Raw genomic sequence first — 18,221 nt, 5'->3', positions numbered from 1 at the left:
CCGGGCTCATGACTCGGTGAGCTCGGACAGCAGGACCGCGGCCCGGGCCAGGACCTTGCGGTCCTCCGGGGGCAGCGCCGACAGCTGGTGGCACAGCCACTCGTCGCGGCGACGGCGGGTCTCGTCCACCGCTGCGCGGCCGGCGTCGGTCAGCGTGACCAGCTGGGCGCGACCGTCCACGGGGTGGGCGGCCCGCTCCACCAGGCCGGCCTGGAGCAGGGCGCCGACGATGCGCGTCATCGACGGTGGGCGGACCCGCTCCTTCTCGGCCAGGACGGCCGCGGTCTGGGCGCCGTGGCGGTCCAGCAGACCGAGGACGGCGTACTGGGTGTCGGTGATGTCGGCGTCGGACTTCTCGGCCCGTAGCCGTCGGACGATCCGCATCAGCGAGACCCGCAGGTCCGCGGACAGGGCACCGGGGGCGTCGCTGCGGCCCCGGGGGCGGCGGTCGGGCTCGGTGGCGGTCATCGTCGGCCAGGCTAGCAGAAACTACTTACCCAAGGTAATTACCTTGGGTGAGGGACCTCGAGGTGCGGGCTCAACGGGCGGGGCGGTGGACCACGTGGCCGTTGGCCTGCAGCACCGGCTTGACGACCACCCGGTCCACGTCGACGTGGGCGGGGCGGGTCGCCACGAAGGCCACCACCTCGGCGACGTCCTCGGCGTGGATCGGGTGGGTGCCGGCGTAGACCGCCGCCGCGCGCTCGGCGTCGCCGTCGAAGCGGCGGAGCGAGAACTCGTCGGTCTCGACCATGCCCGGCGCGACCTCGCTGACCCGGATGGCCTCGGTGTGCAGCTCCCAGCGCAGCGTCTCGGTGACGGCGCGCAGGGCGTGCTTGGCCGCGACGTAGCCCGCGCCCCCCGGGTACACCTCGGACCCGGCGATGGACCCCATGACGACCACGTGACCCGCACCGCTGGCCCGCAGCCGGGGCATCAGGGCCTTGGTCACCCGGACCACGCCCAGGACGTTGCAGTCGTACATCCAGGCCCAGCGGGCGACGTCGGCCTCGACGACGGGCTCCATCCCCAGCGCCCCGCCCGCGCAGTGCAGCACCAGCTCGACCGAGGGCAGGTCGGCGAGCGCCTCGTCCAGGGCGGCGACGGAGGCGTCGTCGGTGACGTCGAGCCGCACCGCGCGCCCGCCGATCTCGGCGGCCAGCGCCTCGCAGCGGTCCAGCCGACGGGCCGCGCACACCACGTGGAAGCCCGCCGCCGCCAGGGCGCGGGCGCTGGCGGCGCCGATCCCGGAGCTGGCCCCGGTGACCAGAGCCGTTCCGCGGGCGACATCCGAGAGGGCAGCCATGGCCGCCAGCCTGCCACGCTTCTCCTAGGCTGCTGCCGTGGGTCGCCGTCAGCTCGTCCGGATCACCGAGCCGCTGCCCATGGACCCCCTGCGCCCCCTGGTGCTGGGGACGGTGGCCTGGGCGGTCGGTCTCGTGGTCCTCGTCCTGCTCGGCGACCGGCTGTCGCCCGGTCAGCAGTGGTGGACGTGGACGGCCGCCGTCGGGCTCGTCCTGGGGGTCGTCGGCTGCGCCGTGGCGCTACGACGGGCCCGCCGTCAGTCGCCCCGCCGCTCCTCCGCCGCGACCGGCTGAGCCGCGGTGTCGCTGGTCGCCGCTGCCTCCTCGGGCAGGGGCTCGGTGTCGAGCTCCTGACGGAGGTCGTCGATCAGCGGCTCGGGCAGCTCGTCGGCCTCCTCGGCCGTCTGACCGGTCTCGGAGTGCGCCCCGCAGCCGTGGTCCATGCTGACGACCCGTCCGTCCTCGGGCGACCAGGCGTTCGCGCACACCCCGAAGGACTGCCTGAACGTCCCGGTCATGCCGACCAGGTAGCCGCACGTCGAGCACGGGGCGTCCGAGGCGCGCGTCTCGGCGTTGTCGGGGCCGTTGTCGCTGCGGTACCACCGGGTGGCGGCCTCGATCCGGCCCTCGCGGTTGAGGACGCGACGACGGCCCAGGCCAAGCTCCCAGACCAGCGCGGCCTCGTCACCGGAGAACGCCTGGTCGAAGCCGTCGGGCACCTGCTCGAGACCCTCGTCCAGCAGCGCGTCGTCGTCGCGGTAGGGCAGCACGTCGGTCTGGCCGAGGTCGCCGGGCTCGACCCGGTCGGCCCACGGCACCCACGACGGCGCCAGCAGCGCCTCGTCGCCCGGCAGCAGGACGACCTCGCTGACCGTGACCGCGCGGGCCCGCGGGATGCGGGCCAGCACGACCGTCCAGGTCCAGCCCCGGTAGCCGGGGTGGGTGGTGGCGAAGCGGTGCACCGTGACCCGGTCGGACTCCGCCGACACCCCCAGGTGCTCACCGACCTCGTCGGGGCCGGCGACCTCGACCGCGGCGGCGCGGGCCTCCTCGACGGCCTTCGCGCCCATCGGGTCGAGCTTGGGCGGGGCGGTCCGGGCGGGGGCCCGGCGGGCGGCGGTCCGAGCGGGGGGCTCGACGACCGCGGGATCGACCACGACCGCCTCGACCGGGGCGGGCTCGACCGGGGCGGGCTCGACCGGGGCGGGCTCGACCGGGGCGGGCTCGACCGGGGCGGGCTCGACCGGGGCGGTCTCGACGACGGGGCGCTCCTCGACGGCGGGCTCGACCACGGCCGCCGGCTCGACCACGGGCTCGTCGGCCGGCTGCGCCTCCGCCACGGGGACGGTGCTCTTCTTGGCCCGGCTCGCCCGGGCCCGGCTCGCCCGCTTCGCCGGGGCGGGCGTCCTGGCCGCGGCCTCGGCGGGCGGGGCGACCGGCTCCGCCATGGGGGCGACCTGGTCCACGGTCGCAGGCGTGTCGACGACCGCCACCTCGACCACGGGAGGGGCGGACCCGTCCGCCGGTACGTCGGCCCCGGTGCCGGCCTGCCCGTCGACCAGGGCGGCGGCCGCCGCCTGCTGGGCGGCCGCCTTCTTCGCGGCCCGGGTGGCGGCGGCCTTCACGGCCCGTGCGCTGCGCTCCGGGTTGGTCCCCGGTGTCGTGGCCACGCTCAGGCGTCCAGGTCGTCGGCGACGGCGCGCAGGACCATGGCGACCTTGCCCGACATCGCCTTCTCGGGGTAGCGGCCCCGGTTCAGCTGGGCCGAGACGCCGTCCAGGAGCTTGATCAGGTCCTCGACGATCGCCGCCATGTCGTCCGCGGGCTTGCGCTGGTTGGCGCGCACCGACGCCGGGGCGTCCAGGACGCGCACGCTCAGGGCGGAGGGCCCCTTGCGGCCGTCGGCGACCCCGAACTCGACCCGGGAGCCCGGCTTGAGCACCGTCGTGCCCTCCGGCAGCGCGTTGGCGTGGACGAACACCTCGCCGCCGTCGTCGGAGGCGACGAAGCCGAACCCCTTCTCGGCGTCGAAGAACTTGACCTTGCCTGTGGGCACGTGGACCTCAAAACCAGGATTGCGTACGTCTCGTGGGAGCGCGTACTGATGTCGGACGGGCGGCTGGCGTGCAGCAGCGGCCCAGGGTATCGCGCGGGCTGTCGAGCGCCGCCTGATCGGCCTTCAGCCGGTCGGCGACGGGGCCGCGAGCAGGTCGTTCATCGACCCGGACCGGAACGGCCGGACCTCCACCCGACCATGGCCCAGCGCCAGCACCGCCGCCCGGACCCGGTCCAGCTCCTCGGCCCCGAGCGCGGACAGGCAGGCCTGGTCCACCTCGACCCGCGCCGCACCGTCGCCCAGGTCCCGGACCCGCAGGTCACGCACCCGGGCCCCCAGCAGGTCCCGGACCGCCCGCTCGGCGGCCTCGACCCGGTGCAGCAGCGTGGGCGTGATCTGCACGCCGTAGGCGATGCGGCTGCTCAGGCAGGCCGCCGCGGGCTTGTCCCAGGTCGGCAGGTCCCAGTGCGCCGACAGCGACCTGACCTCGGCCTTCGTCAGGCCGGCGTCGGCCAGCGGCGTCAGGGCCCCCACCTCGGCCGCGGCACGGATGCCCGGACGGAAACCGGCCCGCAGGTCGTCGGCGTTGGTGCCCGTGGCGACGTGGGCCAGCCCCAGGTCCCCGGCCAGCGGCACCAGCACGGACATCAGCTCGGTCTTGCAGAAGTAGCAGCGGTCGGCGCCGTTGGCGCGGTAGCCCTCGCGCGCCATCTCGTCGGTCCGCGGCTCGTGCCAGCCGACGCCGAGCCGGCCGGCGAGCTCGCGCGCGGCCACGACCTCGGCGCCCGGCACGGCGTCGGACACCGCGGTGGCGGCGGCCACCGCGTCCGGACCCAGCGCCCGCACCGCGCCGGCCAGCACCAGGGCCGAGTCGGCCCCGCCGGAGAACGCGACCAGGACGGACCCGGCACCGTCGAACGCGCCCAGCAGGGCGGCGGCGAGCGTGCCGACGTCGCGCGGGGCCGGGGCGATGTCCACGGCAGGCACGGTACGCGTCGTCGGCGGTCCGTCGGTGCGGGCGTACCGTGGAGAGGATGTCGACGAGCCCTGCACCGGTGAAGGCACGCGGGCGGCGCGAGCCCCCCCGCAGCCTCGCCGACGACCTCCGCGTCCGGGACGACGCCGAGCTCGTCGCGCTGCTGCAGGCCCGCGCCGACCTGGCGGTCCCCGTCCCCACCGACGTGGGCTCGTTGGCGGTGCGCGCCACCACCCGCGCCAGCGTCCAGCGCGCCCTGGACCAGCTGGACGCCCCCGCGCTGCAGGTCGTCGAGGCGCTGGCCGTGCTGCCCGAGCCCGTCACCCCGACCGCCGTCAGCCGCGCCTGGGGCGCCGACGCCCGCGAGCACCTGGCCGGCCTGCGCCGCCTCGCCCTGGTCTGGGGCACGCCCCGGGCGCTGCGCCTGGTGCGGGTGGCGCGCGAGGTGCTGGGCGAGCACCCCGCCGGGCTCGGCCCGCCCCTGGCGGACCTGCTCGAACGGCGCAGCCCGGCCCGCCTCGCCGCCCTGGCCGAGCACCTGGGCCTGGGTGAGATCGGCGACCCGGTGCGCGCGGCGGACGAGCTGGCCCGCACGTTCGCCGACGCCGACACGCTGCAGGCGCTGCTGGGCACCGGGCCGCCCGGCGTGCGCGAGGTCCTGGACCGGCTGCTGTGGGGGTCGCCCGTCGGCGAGCACCCCGGGCTGGACGACGACGGGCCGGTCGGCTGGCTGCTGCGCCACGGCCTGCTCGCGGTGCCGGAGCCCGGCCGGGTGGTGCTGCCGCGCGAGGTGGCGCTCACCCTGCGCGGCGGTCGGACCCACCGCACCCCCGCCTCGACGTCCCCGCCGGTCCTCGGCGAGCCGGTCCGTCCGGGCGTGGCCGAGCACGCGGCGGCGGGGTCGGCGAGCGACGCCGTGCGGCTGACGACCGAGCTGCTGGGCGTCGCGGAGCGGACCACCCTGACGGTGCGGCGGGCGGGCGGGCTCGGGGTGCGCGAGCTGCGCCGGGTCGCCGTGGCGCTCGACGTGGACGAGGTCGTCGCCGCGCTGGTCGTCGAGCTGGCCAACGGGGCGGGGCTGCTGGACGCCGACGGCGAGGAGTCCCCGTCGTGGGTGCCGACGCACGCCGTGGACGACTGGGCCGAGCAGCCCGTCCCGGCCCGCTGGGCCGCGCTGGCGGCGGCCTGGCTGGACGGCGACGTCGTGGCCTCGCTCGTCGGCACGCGTGACCGCAGCGGCGGGGTGCGGGCCGCGCTGACCGACGACGTCCGCCGGCCGAGCTCCCGGGCCCTGCGCCAGGACCTGCTCACCGAGCTGGCCGCGGTCGGCCCCGACCGGGCCGCCACCCGCGAGGAGCTGATCGCCCGCCTGGACCACCGCTCCCCCCGTCGCGCCGGTCCCGGCCGCGACGACCTGGTCGCCCGGCTGCTGCAGGAGGCCGCGTGGCTGGGCCTGACCGGGCAGGGGGTCCTGTCCGCGCCGGCCCGCGCCCTGCTGGCCGGTGACCCGGCCGGTGCGGTCGAGGCGCTCGGCACGCTGCTGCCCGAGCCGGTCGACCACCTGCTGCTGCAGGCCGACCTGACGGCCGTCGCCCCGGGGCCGCTGACCCCGGAGCTGGCGGCCGTGGTCGAGCAGGCCGCGGACGTGGAGTCCCGCGGCACCGCCACCGTCTACCGGTTCGGCGCCGACTCGGTGCGCCGGGCCCTGGACGCCGGGACCACGGCGGACGAGCTGCTCGCGACCCTGGAGCAGGCGAGCCCCAACGGCGTGCCGCAGCCGCTGTCGTACCTGGTGCGGGACGTGGCCCGCCGCCACGGCCTGGTCCGGGTCGGACGCGCGTCGTCGTTCCTGCGCGCCGAGGACCCGGCCGCCCTCGAGGAGCTCCTGGTGGACCGCCGGCTCGTCACCCTCGGGCTGCGGCGCCTGGCCCCGACCGTGCTCGCCGCCGAGGCCGAGGGCCCGGTGGTGCTCGACACGCTGCGTCGGATCGGTCTGGCCCCGGCGGCCGAGGGGTCCGACGGCACGCTGCTGCTGACCGGGCGCACCGCCAAGCGGGCCCCGGCCCGGCGGCGCCGGTCGGCGGCGGCCCCGGCCCCGCGGACCCCGTCGGCCGACGAGCTCGGCGAGGCCGTGGCCCGGTGGCGCCTCGCGGAGTCGGGCCCGCGCCCGGGCAGCGTCGACCTGCCCTACCTCGAGCCCCGCGTCAGCCTGGAGGTGCTGCGGGACGCGGTGACCGCCGGGCGGGCGGTCTGGGTGGGCTACGTCGACGAGACCGGGCGCACGACCCGACGACTGCTGGAGCCGCTGGCGTTGTCGGGCGGCCGGCTGACCGCGGTCGAGGCCGGTCGACCGGGGACCCGGACCTACTCGGTGCACCGGGTGACCGGCGTGGCCGTCGTCCCGGAGGTGGAACACTGATCCGGCCGTCCGGCGGGGACCGGACGGTGGACGGGAACCGCTCCAGCGCAGGAGGTAGTGCCATGACCGATCAGACCGGCCGCCCGGACGACGAGACTCGTCCCGACGGCACGACGCCTGAGCCCGAGCAGCCGCAGGGCCGTGACGAGGCGACGCCGGAGTCGGTGCTCACCGGGTTCTCCTGGGACGACCCGTCCGGTGCCGCCCCCCGCCGCCCCGAGGACGACCCGCAGGGCTCCGCGACGGGCGACGGGACCTCGGGCTCGCCGGCCGACGGCTCGTCGGCGGCGGACCCGACGCCCTCCTACGACGCCCCGCCCTCCTACGACGCCCCGCCGGCCTACGGCTCGGTCCCCGAGGCGCCCGCGCAGTACCCGCCCGCGGCGCCGTACCCGCCCACCGGCGACCCCTACGGCCAGGCACCCCAGGGCCAGCAGGGCGAGCCCTACGGCCAGCCCTCCTCCCCCTACGGCCAGGCGCCCGCCCCGTACCCGACGCCGTCCGGCGGGTACGGCCAGAGCGCCGAGTACACCTCGACGCCGCAGCCGTACGCCTACGGCCCGCCGCCGCTGTCCCCGGAGGCCGAGAAGGCCCGCTCCGGCGCCATCCTCTGGACCATCCTCAACGGCCTCGCGATCTTCCTGTGCGGCAACCTGCTCGCCATCGGCGGCGTGATCTGCGCGGCCGTCGCCATCGGCAAGGCGCGCGACGACGTCCAGGCCTCGCGCAACCTGACCAAGTGGTCGTGGATCCTCTTCGCCGTCGGCTTCGCGCTGTGGCTGCTGATCATCATCTTCGTGTTCGCCTTCGGGTTCCTCGAAGCGTTCGGAACAGCCGCGTCCACCGGCGGGTTCTGACCTAGGTGACCGATGGCCCCCTGATCGTCCAGTCCGACCGCACGCTGCTGCTCGAGGTCGACCACCCCGAGGCAGCGGCGTGCCGCCGGGCGATCGCGGCCTTCGCCGAGCTGGAGCGGGCCCCGGAGCACGTCCACACCTACCGGCTCACCCCGCTGGGGCTGTGGAACGCGCGGGCCGCGGGCGTCGACGCCGAGCAGGTCGTCGACGCGCTGCTGAGCCACAGCCGCTACCCGGTGCCGAACGCGTTGCTGGTGGACGTGGCCGAGACCATGTCCCGCTACGGCCGGCTCACGCTGTCCAAGTCCGAGGAGCACGGTCTCGTCCTGACGGCCGTCGACCAGCCGGTGCTGGAAGAGGTCCTGCGCTCGAAGAAGGTCATCCCGCTCGTGGGGGCCCGGATCGCCCAGGACGCCGTCGTGGTGCACCCGAGCGAGCGCGGCAACATCAAGCAGGTCCTGCTCAAGCTGGGCTGGCCGGCCGAGGACCTCGCGGGCTACGTCGACGGCGAGGCGCACGCCATCGACCTGGCCAACGACGGCACGGACGGCTCCCCCGCCTGGGAGCTGCGGCCCTACCAGGCCGAGGCCGTCGACGGCTTCTGGTACGGCGGCTCCGGCGTCGTCGTCCTGCCCTGCGGGGCCGGCAAGACCCTGGTCGGGGCCGGGGCCATGGCCCGCGCGCAGGCCACCACCCTGATCCTGGTCACCAACACCGTCTCGGCGCGGCAGTGGAAGGACGAGCTGCTGCGGCGGACGTCGCTCACCGAGGACGAGATCGGCGAGTACTCCGGCCAGCGCAAGGAGATCCGTCCCGTCACCATCGCCACCTACCAGGTGATGACGACACGACGGAAGGGCGTCTACCCGCACCTGGAGCTGTTCGACGCCCGCGACTGGGGCCTGGTGATCTACGACGAGGTCCACCTGCTGCCGGCGCCCATCTTCCGGATGACCGCGGACCTGCAGGCCCGCCGCCGACTGGGTCTGACGGCGACGCTGGTGCGTGAGGACGGCCGCGAGGGCGACGTGTTCTCCCTGATCGGACCCAAGCGGTTCGACGCGCCCTGGAAGGACATCGAGAACCAGGGCTACATCGCGCCGGCGGACTGCGTCGAGGTCCGGGTCACGCTGCCGGAGGACGAGCGGCTCGTCTACGCCGTGGCCGAGCCCGAGGAGCGGTACCGGCTCTGCGCGACGAGCGAGCAGAAGACCAAGGTCGTCGAGCAACTCGTCGCCCGCCACGCCGGCGAGCCGATGCTGGTGATCGGGCAGTTCATCGACCAGCTGGACGACATCGCCGCCCGCATCGACGCCCCCCTGATCAAGGGCGAGACGACGGTCAAGGAGCGGCAGCGTCTGTTCGAGGCCTTCCGGACCGGCGAGATCACCACGCTGGTGGTCAGCAAGGTCGCCAACTTCTCCATCGACCTGCCCGAGGCCGCGGTCGCGATCCAGGTGTCCGGGGCGTTCGGGTCCCGCCAGGAGGAGGCCCAGCGGCTCGGTCGGGTCCTGCGACCCAAGGCCGACGGGCGGACCGCCCGCTTCTACGCGGTCGTGTCCCGGGACACCCAGGACCAGGAGTTCGCCCAGCACCGGCAGCGGTTCCTCGCCGAGCAGGGCTACGCCTACCGGATCGTGGACGCCGACGACCTGACCGGCGGACCGGCCGGCGTCGCCGCCGCCCTGGGCTGACTGGCTCCGCCCGGCGGGCACCCGGACGCAGACGCAGGCACGATGACCCCGTGACCGACGGGGCCTGGGGCCAGCTCCTGCTGGTCGCGGCGGCGCTGCACCTCGGGCTCGAGCTCGTCGTCCACCTGGTCGTCTACCCCGCCCTGGCCGACGTGTCCAGCAGCAGCCCGGTCACCGCACGCCGCACCCACGAGCAGCACGTGCGCCGCATGTCGGTGGCGGTCGCCCCGGTCTACGGCCTGCTCGTCGTGGCCTCGGTCGGGCTCGTCGTCGTCGCCCCGACCCCGCTGGTCGTGGCCTGCCTCGCCCTGGTGCTCGCCACCTTCGCGGTGACCGGGCTGGCGGCGGTCCCCGCCCACGAGGCGATCGTCGCCGAGCCCGACCCGGCCCGCCGGGTGCTCCTGCACCGCCGTCTGGCCCGGGCCGACCTGGCCCGCGTCGTGCTGGCCGCCGGCCTGCTCGCCCTGGGCTGGGTCGCCGTCGCCTGACCGGAGCCCGCGCCGCCCGCTCCCAGGAACTTCCCAGGGGCGGCGAGCATTGTGGTGGTGTGACCGCGCCCCCAGCCCCCGCGCCCCGGCTGCTCGTCGTCGACGACGAGCCGTCCATCCGCGACCTGCTGAGCGCGTCGCTTCGGTTCGCGGGGTACGACGTCGTCACGGCCGAGAACGGGACCGGCGCCCTGGCCCAGGCCGAGAAGCACCGCCCGGACCTGGTCGTGCTCGACGTGATGATGCCGGACATGGACGGCTTCGAGGTGACCCGCAAGCTGCGTGAGCGCGGCCGGGACATGCCCGTGCTGTTCCTGACGGCCCGCGACGACGTCGAGGACAAGGTGACGGGGCTGACGGTGGGCGGGGACGACTACGTCACCAAGCCGTTCAGCCTGGAGGAGGTGGTCGCCCGGATCCGGGCCGTGCTGCGCCGCACCGGCGTGGTGGCCGAGGAGCAGGGCAACCTGCTGACGTTCCACGACCTGGAGCTGGACGAGGACGCCCACGAGGTGCGCCGCGGCACCACGGTCGTCGACCTGTCGCCGACGGAGTTCAAGCTGCTGCGCTACCTCATGCTCAACCCCAACCGGGTGCTGTCCAAGGCGCAGATCCTCGACCACGTGTGGGACTACGACTTCGGCGGTGACGGCGCGATCGTCGAGTCGTACATCTCCTACCTGCGTCGCAAGGTGGACACCGGCGGCCCCCCGCTCATCCACACCAAGCGCGGCGTCGGATACGTGCTGCGCCTGCCGCCGGATGCCTGAGCGGCCCCCGCCGCAGCAGGAGCAGGAGCGCCGCCCGGTCCTGGTCCGCCCGTTCCGGACGAACCCGATGCCGACGGGCCCGCTGGAGACCCGGCCGACCCGACCCGGCAGCGGCGTCAGCCTCGAGCTGCGGCTGGTGGCCATCGTCGTGCTGGCCGTCGCCGTGGCCACCACCGTGGTCGGGGCGGCGCTCGTCCTCGTCCAGCGCCAGCAGCTGGTCGACCAGGTCAACAGCCAGCTGCAGCGCACCGGGCCCAACCTGGCCCAGTACACGGCGGACAACATCCAGGCGCCGCTGCAGCCCGGGAGGTCGACGTCGCTGGTGGCGGACCTGCCGAGCGAGTACGTCGTCGTGGTCTACGTGGCCGCCTTCGACTCCACCGTCGAGTTCCAGCCGGAGTTCCGCAGCCGTGAGGGCACGCCGGACATCCCGCTCATCACGGGCCAGGAGGCCGCGGACCTGGACCGCGAGCCGTTCACCGTGGGCGCGCGCGAGGGCAGCGGACGGTGGCAGGTCCTCTCGCTGCCCGCCGCGCAGGGCAACGCCTCGGTGTCCGTCGCGCTGCCGCTGGACGCCGACGACAGCACCAAGCGGCTGGCCCTCGTCACGCTGCTCATCGGCACGGCGGTCGTGGTGACCGCGGCCGTGCTCGGCGTGGTGGCGGTGCGCGGCTCGCTCCGCCCGCTGGCCGACGTCGAGCAGACCGCGGTCGCGATCGCCCGCGGCGACCTGACGGCCCGCGTGCCCGAGGGCGGGCAGGACACGGAGGTCGGCCGGCTGACGACCGCGCTCAACGGCATGCTGACCCGGATCGAGGACAGCATCCGGCAGCGCGACGCCTCCCAGGACCGGATGCGGCGCTTCGTGGCCGACGCCTCCCACGAGCTGCGGACCCCGCTGGCCAGCATCCGCGGCTTCGCCGAGCTGCACCGCCAGGGCGCGGTGCCCCCGGAGCAGGTGCCCGCCACCTTCAGCCGGATCGAGGGCGAGGCCCGCCGCCTCGGCGTGCTCGTGGAGGACCTGCTCCTGCTGGCCCGCCTGGACGAGCAGCGGCCGCTGCGCCGGGTCCCGGTGGACCTGGCCTCGCTCGTGCTCGACGCGGGCGGCGACGTCCGCGCGCTGGACCCGACGCGGCCGGTGCGCGTGGCGGCGCTGGACGGCGGCCCGGTCCGGCCCGTGGCGGTCGAGGGCGACCCCGACCGGCTGCGTCAGGTGCTGACCAACCTGGTCGGCAACGCCGTCCGGCACACCGCGGCCGGGACACCGGTCGACCTCGCGGTCGGGCTGGTCACGGTGTCCGGCGGGTCGGCGGTGGTGATGGAGGTCCGGGACCACGGCCAGGGGGTGCCCGACGCCGACAAGCGACGGGTGTTCGACCGGTTCGCCCGCCTGGACGCCTCCCGCACGCGTGACACCGGCGGCGCCGGGCTGGGCCTGTCGATCGTCGCCGCGGTGGTCCACGGCCACGGCGGCGAGGTCAGCGTCCTGGACACCCCCGGCGGCGGGGCCACGTTCCGCGTCGTGCTGCCCGCGCCCGGGCCCACCCCCCAGGCCGTCCCCGCCCCCCCGGGGTCCCCCGGACGGGCCTGACGCGGCCACCCCGGCGAGGGGCTCAGACCAGCAGCTGCCGGGCCGCCAGGTCCCGGTACAGCGGCGAGGACCCGACGAGCTCGGTGTGGGTGCCCTCGGCCACCACCCGGCCCCCGTCCATCACGACGATCCGGTCGGCGTCCACCACGGTCGACAACCGGTGCGCGATGACCAGCACCGTGGTGTCCGGCCCGATGGCGTGCACGGCGTCGGCGAGGGCCTGCTCGTTGCGGGCGTCCAGGCTCGACGTCGGCTCGTCCAGCAGCAGCAGCGCCGGTCGGGCCAGCAGCGCCCGCGCGATCGCCAGCCGCTGCCGCTGCCCGCCCGACAGCAGGATCCCGTCGTCGCCGACCTGGGTGTCCAGCCCGCGGTCGCCGCGGGCGAGCAGGTCGGTGAGGTTGACCTGGGCCAGCACCGCCCGCAGCTCGTCGTCGTGGGCGCCGGGCCGGCCCAGCAGCAGGTTGTCGCGGATGCTGCCGGCCAGGGCGGGCGCGTCCTGCTCGACGTAGGCCGTGGCGGCCCGCAGCTCGGCGCGGTCGAGGTCCCGCACGTCGTGACCACCGACGCGCACCGTCCCCCCGTCGACGTCGTAGAACCGCTCGACCAGGGCCAGGACGGTCGACTTGCCCGCCCCGGACGGACCCACCAGGGCCGTCCGGCGCCCGGCGGGGGCGGTGAAGGTGGCCCCCAGCAGGACGGGCTCACCGAGGCCGCCGGCGGCATCGGGGTCGGGGTAGGCGAAGGAGACGTCCTGCAGGGACACCGACACCGGGGCGTGGGACAGCACCCCGCGCACCGTGACGACGTCACCGGCGGCCTCCTCCGGCAGGTCGAGCACCTCCTCGATCCGGGCCAGGGCCCCCAGACCGGTCTGGATCGCGGCGAAGGCCGAGATGCCCTGCGCCAGCGGCTGCACGAGCAGGAACAGCAGCAGGACGAACGCGACGAGGTCGCCGACCGACACCTCGCCCGCGGCCACCCGCGCGCCCCCGACCCCCAGGACGGCCAGGAACGCGCCCTGGACCGCGATCGAGGCGACGGGGCCGAGCACCGCCTGCAGCCGGGCCAGGCGCAGACCGGCGACGAACGCGCCGGTCGCGGACCGGCCGACCGTGACGGCCTCACGCTCCTCGGCACCCGCCGCGCGGATGGTGCGGACCCCGCCCAGGGAGCGCTCGACCCCGGCCGTCATGACGCCCACGGCGGTCTGCGCCGCGAGCGAGGCCGCCCGCACCCGGCGGACCACCAGCAGCGCACCGGCCATGCCCACGGCCACCGCGGTCACCGTGACGCCCAGCAGCAGCGGGTCCACCACGGCCATGGCGACCAGCGCCCCCACGATGATGACGACACCGGAGGCCAGGTCGACCAGACCGCTGGTCACCACGGTCCGCAGCAGCGTGGTGTCCGCCCCGACGCGCGAGATCAGGTCGCCGCTGCTGCGGCGGTCCAGCTCGGCCACGGGCAGGCGCATCAGCCGCCCGACCAGCCGGGTCCGGGTCCGCAGCACCACGGCCTCCCCGGTGCGCTGCAGGACGTAGGACTGGATCCCGGACAGGACCGCCGCCACGACCAGCGCCACCACCAGCCACACCGCGGGGGTGGTGACCGAGGCGGCCTCCTCGATCGCCCCGATGACCTCACGGACCAGCAACGGCTGGGCCAGGGCGGCCACGGCGTTGGCCAGGCCCAGGCCGCCCGCGACGGCCAGCGCCGTGGTGTGAGGGCGCAGCAGGCGGAACAGGACCGCGAGGTCGGCGCGTCGACCGCTCGGGTCGTCGACGGCCTGACCGGGCGGGGACTCGTCGCTCACCCGCTCAGTCTCACCCACGGCCGAGGCGGCGCCCGCACCGTTCCCCTGGAGGCAGAAGGGGCTCGTGGGTCCGTCGCGGGAGCCGGGGGCGGCGGGTTCACAGGTGACGTCCAGCCTCCTCCCGGCTGCACGACAGCCCGAGGGGGTCTGATGGCTGTCATGACCGAGACCCCCAGCCGTCCCCAGCCCCAGCCCGCCTCGTCCCTGCCCGTCGAGGCCCGGACGCAGGGCACCGGTCGGCCGTCGCCCGGCAGCGCCGTGCCGCCGCGGCCGCGGCGGCGTCTGCCCCTGGTCGCCACGGCGGTCGGGGCCACCCTGGTGATGGCCGCCGCGGGGATCGCGGGAGGCGCCGTCGTGGTCTCCAACGCCGACGACGTGCTGGCCGCCCTCCGCGCCGCGCCGGCGGTGGCGACCGGGACCGGGCAGCAGACCGACCAGGGGACCGCCGGGCAGGACGACGAGCAGGGCGGGACCGACGCCGCCCCGGCGGCTGCCGTCGACGGCGTCGACTGGGGTGCGGTCGCGAGCCGGGTCCAGCCCGGCGTCGTGGCGATCCAGGTGGCCTCCGCCGACGGCTCGGGCGGCGAGGGCAGCGGTGTCGTGATCGACGCCGAGGGTCACGTGCTCACCAACAACCACGTCGTCGCCACGGCGGCCAGCGGTGGTCAGGTCCGGGTCACGCTGTCGGACGGCCGCGTCCTGGCGGCCGAGATCGTCGGTCTCGACCCGTCGACCGACCTCGCGGTGCTCCGGCTGGTCGACGCCCCCGACGACCTCACGGTGGCCGAGCTGGGCCGCTCCGAGGACGTCCAGGTCGGCGACCCGGTGATGGCCATCGGCAACCCGCTCGGGCTGTCCGGCACGGTCACCACCGGCATCGTCAGCGCGCTGGACCGGCCGGTGACCACCCAGTCCGTCGGGGTGGCCTCCGGCGAGCCGGTCGTCACCGCGGCCGTGCAGACCGACGCCGCGGTCAACCCGGGCAACTCCGGCGGGCCGCTGGTCGACGCGCGGGGCCAGGTCATCGGGATCAACTCCTCGATCGCCGGGCTCGGCACCGGCAGCACGGCGGGCTCCATCGGGCTGGGCTTCGCGATCCCCGTCGACGCGGCCGCCGCGGTCGCGGAGCAGCTGATCGAGGACGGCACCGCCGAGCACGCGCGCCTGGGGGTGTACCTGGAGGACACCACCGCCTCCGTCACCGACGGCGAGTGGGCGGGCGAGCGCCTGGGCGCCGGGCTCGCCGACGTCGAGCCCGGCTCGGCCGCCGACACCGCCGGGCTGCGCCCCGGTGACGTGGTCGTCGCCGTGGACGGTCGGGCCGCCACCGGGGCGGAGTCGCTGACCGCCCTGGTCCGGGTGATGCAGCCGGGCGACACCGCGACCCTCGTCGTCGAGCGCGACGGCCAGGCCGTCGAGGTGCCGGTCACCGTGGAGGCCGCCGAGGTCTGAGCCGGGCTGGCAGGCTGGGGTCGTGAGCCCGCCCGACGTCACGCCGCGCCACCCGCTCGTCCCGGTGCTCCTGCGCCTCGGCGCCGCCCCGGGACCCGCCGAGCAGGTCCAGGTGGACCTGCTCGGCCGCTGGTCGGAGCCCCACCGGACCTACCACGACCGCCGCCACCTCGAGGAGGTGCTCGAGCGGGTGGAGCAGCTGTCCGCCCACGCGGAGGACGCCGACCTGGTCCGCTGCGCGGCCTGGTGGCACGACGCGGTCCACGACGGGCGGGCCGGTGACGACGAGCGCGCCAGCGCCGCGCTGGCCCACGAGCAGCTGGTGTCGCTGGGCGTGGCCGGGCGCCACGTCCGGGCCGTCACCGACCTGGTCCTGGTGACCATCTCGCACGACCCGGGTGACCCCGCCGAGCCGGACGCGGCGGTGCTCTGCGACGCGGACCTCGGGATCCTCGCCACCGACCGGTCCCGCTACGACGAGTACGCCGCCGACGTCCGCCAGGAGTACGGGCACGTCCCCGACGAGCTGTTCGCGGCCGGTCGGGCGGCGGTGCTGCGCCGGCTGCTGTCCCACCGGCACCTGTTCCGGACCCCGACCGCGACGGCCTGGGAGCAGACCGCGCGGGACAACCTCAGCCGCGAGCTCGACGGGCTCGGCGCTCCGCAGCGGTGACCCGCAGCCCGGACGCGCGCAGCCGCCGCAGCAGCTCGCCCGCGGCGACCGGGACGGCGCCGGCCTGGACGAGGGCCGCGTGGGCGGAGTCCGGCACGTCGTAGTGGTCCAGGTCGAAGCCGCGCGCCGGGATGCCGTTCGCACCGGCGAACGCGTGCAGCTCGGCGAGGGACAGGTCGCTGACCAGGTGCGACCACAGCCGGCCGTGCGCCGGCCACAGCGGCGGGTCGATGAGCACGGTCACCGGTGGATCGTAGGCCGGGCCCACCCGGGCCGGGCGCCCGGGTGCGAGGCTCGGGCAGCGCCCACGGCGGTCGCCCCCGGGGCCTGTGGACGACGCCCGCGGGCGGAGGCCCCGCCGGGGCACCCTGGTGACCGGGGCGGCAGGGGGTCGCCCGGGAGGAGCAGGACGATGACGAGGTTCGAGGTCGACAGCGCACGGGTGGACGCCGCGAGCGCGCAGGTGGGGGCGACGTCGGCGGCCATCACCGCCGAGGTGGACGCCATGATGCGGCACCTGGAGGACCTGCAGGGGGTCTGGCGGGGTCAGGCCGCGAGCGGGTTCGCCACCCTCACGGCGCAGTGGCGGGCGACGCAGGTGCAGGTCCGCGACACCCTGGACAGCATCCGCGTCGCCCTGGCGCAGGCGGGCCGGCAGTACGCCGAGACGGAGGCCGCCACGGCACGCATGTTCCAGGGCTGAGCGGCCCGGGCGGGTCGGTCCGTCCCCTCGACGACGCGCGGGCGCCTCAGGCCTGCTCGGCACGGGCCGCGGCGATGTGGTCCCGGTAGGCCTGCCAGCTGCGCTTGACCGTGCGCTCCTGGGTCTCGAAGTCCACGCGCACCAGGCCGAAGCGCTTGCTCAGCCCCAGCGCCCACTCGAAGTTGTCCAGCAGCGACCACGCGAAGTACCCGCGCACGTCCACGCCGTCGGCCTTCGCCTTGGCCAGGGCGTCGAGGTGGGCGTGCAGGTAGGCGACCCGGTCGGGGTCCTCGACCACGCCGTCGGCGGCCGGTGCGGGGTCGTCGTCCCAGGCCGAGCCGTTCTCGGTGACGTAGATCGGGCCCAGCTCGGGGTACTCGGTGTGGATGCGGCGCAGCACGTCGGTGAAGCCGTCCGGCGTCACGGGCCAGTCCATCGCCGTGGCCCCGGCGCCCGGGTCGGCCGTGCGGACCCGTTCCATGCCCGGCTGCACGGTGTCGCCGACCGGCACCTGCCCGTCGGCCGCCTCGAGCCGCTCGTCGTTGTAGTAGTTGAGGCCGATGAAGTCGATCGGCGTGGCGATCTGCGCCATGTCTCCGTCCAGCGCCGCGCCACCCAGGTGCGGGGCGAGCAGCTCGAGGGCGTCCCCGGGGTAGCCGCGCCCGGCGAGGGCGTCGAGCCAGACGCGGTTGCGGACCGCGTCGTAGGCGGGCAGCGCGTCGCGGGTGACGGCCTCGTCGTCGACGGCACGCACGTTGTCCAGGTTGAGGACGATGCCGTAGGCGGCGTCCGCGTCCTGCTCGCGCATCGCGGCGACGGCGCGCCCGTGCGACAGCAGCAGGTGGTGGGTGGCGCGCGTGGCCAGGGCGTGGTCGCGGATGCCGGGGGCGTGGACGCCGCCGCCGTAGCCGAGCCAGGCCGCGCACCACGGCTCGTTGTGGGTGGCCCACCGCTTGACCCGGTCCCCCAGGGTCTTCTGCACCTCGAGCGCGTACTCGACGAACGGTTCGACGACGCGGCGCGACGCCCAGCCGCCCAGGTGCTGCAGCTCCAGCGGCAGGTCCCAGTGGTAGAGCGTCACCCACGGCTCGATGCCCGCGCCCAGCAGCTCGTCGACGAGGCGGTCGTAGAAGTCGAGCCCCGCCTCGGAGAACTCGCCGTCGCCGGTCGGCTGCACGCGAGCCCAGGCCACCGAGAACCGGTAGGCGTCGACGCCCAGGTCCTTCATGATCGCCACGTCGTCGCGGTAGCGGTGGACGTGGTCGCAGGTGACGTCGCCGTCGGTACCGTCCAGCACGGCACCCGGGACGTCGCAGAACGCGTCCCAGATCGTGTCCCCACGACCGGCCCGGTCCCCCTCGATCTGGAACGAGGCGGTGGCCGCCCCCCACGTGAACGTCGTCGGCAGCAAGACCATGGCGCCAC

At 75.9% G+C, this 18,221-nt stretch carries 18 protein-coding genes; 10 read left to right on the top strand and 8 right to left on the bottom strand.

The features are described from left to right. Positions 1–6: 6 nt before the first annotated feature. The gene (locus ACR80Q_RS09455) at positions 7–468 is read right to left on the bottom strand and encodes a MarR family winged helix-turn-helix transcriptional regulator (RefSeq protein WP_435377353.1); all 462 of its coding nucleotides are present in this window, start codon (positions 466–468) and stop codon (positions 7–9) included. A 70-nt stretch (positions 469–538) separates the two neighbouring features. Next, positions 539–1,306 (bottom strand): SDR family NAD(P)-dependent oxidoreductase, encoded by a 768-nt coding sequence (locus tag ACR80Q_RS09450; RefSeq protein WP_435377352.1) that lies wholly within the window; start codon positions 1,304–1,306, stop codon positions 539–541. 37 nt (positions 1,307–1,343) lie between these two features. Between ACR80Q_RS09450 and ACR80Q_RS09445 the strand changes: the two genes are divergently transcribed. Then, positions 1,344–1,598: a DUF2530 domain-containing protein gene (locus ACR80Q_RS09445; protein WP_435377351.1), complete on the top strand. Its 255-nt coding sequence runs from the start codon at positions 1,344–1,346 to the stop codon at positions 1,596–1,598. On the opposite strand, the gene ACR80Q_RS09440 is transcribed toward ACR80Q_RS09445, so the two are convergent. From ACR80Q_RS09440 to larE, 3 genes are all read right to left on the bottom strand, one after another. Then, positions 1,562–2,974 (bottom strand): DUF3027 domain-containing protein, encoded by a 1,413-nt coding sequence (locus ACR80Q_RS09440; protein ID WP_435377350.1) that lies wholly within the window; start codon positions 2,972–2,974, stop codon positions 1,562–1,564. The two genes, ACR80Q_RS09445 and ACR80Q_RS09440, sit on opposite strands and share 37 nt — an antisense overlap. 2 nt (positions 2,975–2,976) lie before the next feature. Next, on the bottom strand, positions 2,977–3,360 hold the full coding sequence (locus ACR80Q_RS09435) for a cold-shock protein (RefSeq protein ID WP_435377349.1): 384 nt from the start codon (positions 3,358–3,360) through the stop codon (positions 2,977–2,979). 123 nt (positions 3,361–3,483) lie between these two features. Further along, positions 3,484–4,338, bottom strand: coding sequence for an ATP-dependent sacrificial sulfur transferase LarE (gene larE / locus ACR80Q_RS09430; RefSeq protein ID WP_435377348.1), 855 nt, complete (start codon positions 4,336–4,338; stop codon positions 3,484–3,486). Positions 4,339–4,394: 56 nt separating this feature from the next. Here larE and ACR80Q_RS09425 point away from each other — a divergent pair, with 56 nt between their 5' ends. The 6 genes from ACR80Q_RS09425 (at position 4,395) to ACR80Q_RS09400 (ending at position 12,155) form a co-directional block, all read left to right on the top strand. Then, a complete protein-coding gene (locus ACR80Q_RS09425) occupies positions 4,395–6,755 on the top strand; it encodes a helicase-associated domain-containing protein (protein WP_435377347.1) in 2,361 nt (786 codons plus the stop codon). Between the two features lie 62 nt (positions 6,756–6,817). Next, positions 6,818–7,612: a hypothetical protein gene (locus ACR80Q_RS09420; RefSeq protein WP_435377346.1), complete on the top strand. Its 795-nt coding sequence runs from the start codon at positions 6,818–6,820 to the stop codon at positions 7,610–7,612. 5 nt (positions 7,613–7,617) lie between these two features. Further along, a complete protein-coding gene (locus ACR80Q_RS09415) occupies positions 7,618–9,306 on the top strand; it encodes a DNA repair helicase XPB (protein ID WP_435377345.1) in 1,689 nt (562 codons plus the stop codon). A 50-nt stretch (positions 9,307–9,356) separates the two neighbouring features. Next, entirely contained in the window at positions 9,357–9,794 is a 438-nt protein-coding gene (locus tag ACR80Q_RS09410) for a hypothetical protein (RefSeq protein ID WP_435377344.1), read from the top strand. Between the two features lie 59 nt (positions 9,795–9,853). Beyond that, on the top strand, positions 9,854–10,564 hold the full coding sequence (locus tag ACR80Q_RS09405) for a response regulator transcription factor (RefSeq protein ID WP_435377343.1): 711 nt from the start codon (positions 9,854–9,856) through the stop codon (positions 10,562–10,564). Beyond that, positions 10,557–12,155, top strand: a complete 1,599-nt coding sequence (locus ACR80Q_RS09400; RefSeq protein WP_435377342.1) for a sensor histidine kinase — start codon at positions 10,557–10,559, stop codon at positions 12,153–12,155. The genes ACR80Q_RS09405 and ACR80Q_RS09400 overlap by 8 nt, the downstream gene beginning before the upstream one ends. A 22-nt stretch (positions 12,156–12,177) precedes the next feature. On the opposite strand, the gene ACR80Q_RS09395 is transcribed toward ACR80Q_RS09400, so the two are convergent. Further along, positions 12,178–13,968, bottom strand: a complete 1,791-nt coding sequence (locus tag ACR80Q_RS09395; protein WP_435377341.1) for an ABC transporter ATP-binding protein — start codon at positions 13,966–13,968, stop codon at positions 12,178–12,180. 159 nt (positions 13,969–14,127) lie between these two features. On the opposite strand from ACR80Q_RS09395, the gene ACR80Q_RS09390 reads away from it, so the two are divergent. Together ACR80Q_RS09390 and ACR80Q_RS09385 are read left to right on the top strand one after the other, a co-directional pair. Further along, entirely contained in the window at positions 14,128–15,420 is a 1,293-nt protein-coding gene (locus ACR80Q_RS09390) for a S1C family serine protease (protein WP_435377340.1), read from the top strand. 22 nt (positions 15,421–15,442) lie between these two features. After that, on the top strand, positions 15,443–16,093 hold the full coding sequence (locus ACR80Q_RS09385) for an HD domain-containing protein (protein ID WP_435377339.1): 651 nt from the start codon (positions 15,443–15,445) through the stop codon (positions 16,091–16,093). On the opposite strand, the gene ACR80Q_RS09380 is transcribed toward ACR80Q_RS09385, so the two are convergent. Then, on the bottom strand, positions 16,053–16,337 hold the full coding sequence (locus tag ACR80Q_RS09380) for a DUF4031 domain-containing protein (protein WP_435377338.1): 285 nt from the start codon (positions 16,335–16,337) through the stop codon (positions 16,053–16,055). The two genes, ACR80Q_RS09385 and ACR80Q_RS09380, sit on opposite strands and share 41 nt — an antisense overlap. Positions 16,338–16,505: 168 nt before the next feature. On the opposite strand from ACR80Q_RS09380, the gene ACR80Q_RS09375 reads away from it, so the two are divergent. Next, the gene (locus ACR80Q_RS09375) at positions 16,506–16,796 is read left to right on the top strand and encodes a WXG100 family type VII secretion target (protein WP_435377337.1); all 291 of its coding nucleotides are present in this window, start codon (positions 16,506–16,508) and stop codon (positions 16,794–16,796) included. 46 nt (positions 16,797–16,842) lie between these two features. Here ACR80Q_RS09375 and ACR80Q_RS09370 read toward each other — a convergent pair whose 3' ends face one another. Further along, positions 16,843–18,213 (bottom strand): GH1 family beta-glucosidase, encoded by a 1,371-nt coding sequence (locus ACR80Q_RS09370; protein ID WP_435377336.1) that lies wholly within the window; start codon positions 18,211–18,213, stop codon positions 16,843–16,845. Positions 18,214–18,221: the final 8 nt, after the last annotated feature.

It is taken from the genome of Aquipuribacter aurantiacus, assembly GCF_051216895.1.
In the GTDB taxonomy this organism is placed as follows: domain Bacteria; phylum Actinomycetota; class Actinomycetes; order Actinomycetales; family JBBAYJ01; genus Aquipuribacter.
This window is presented reverse-complemented; position numbering and strand designations above follow the sequence as displayed.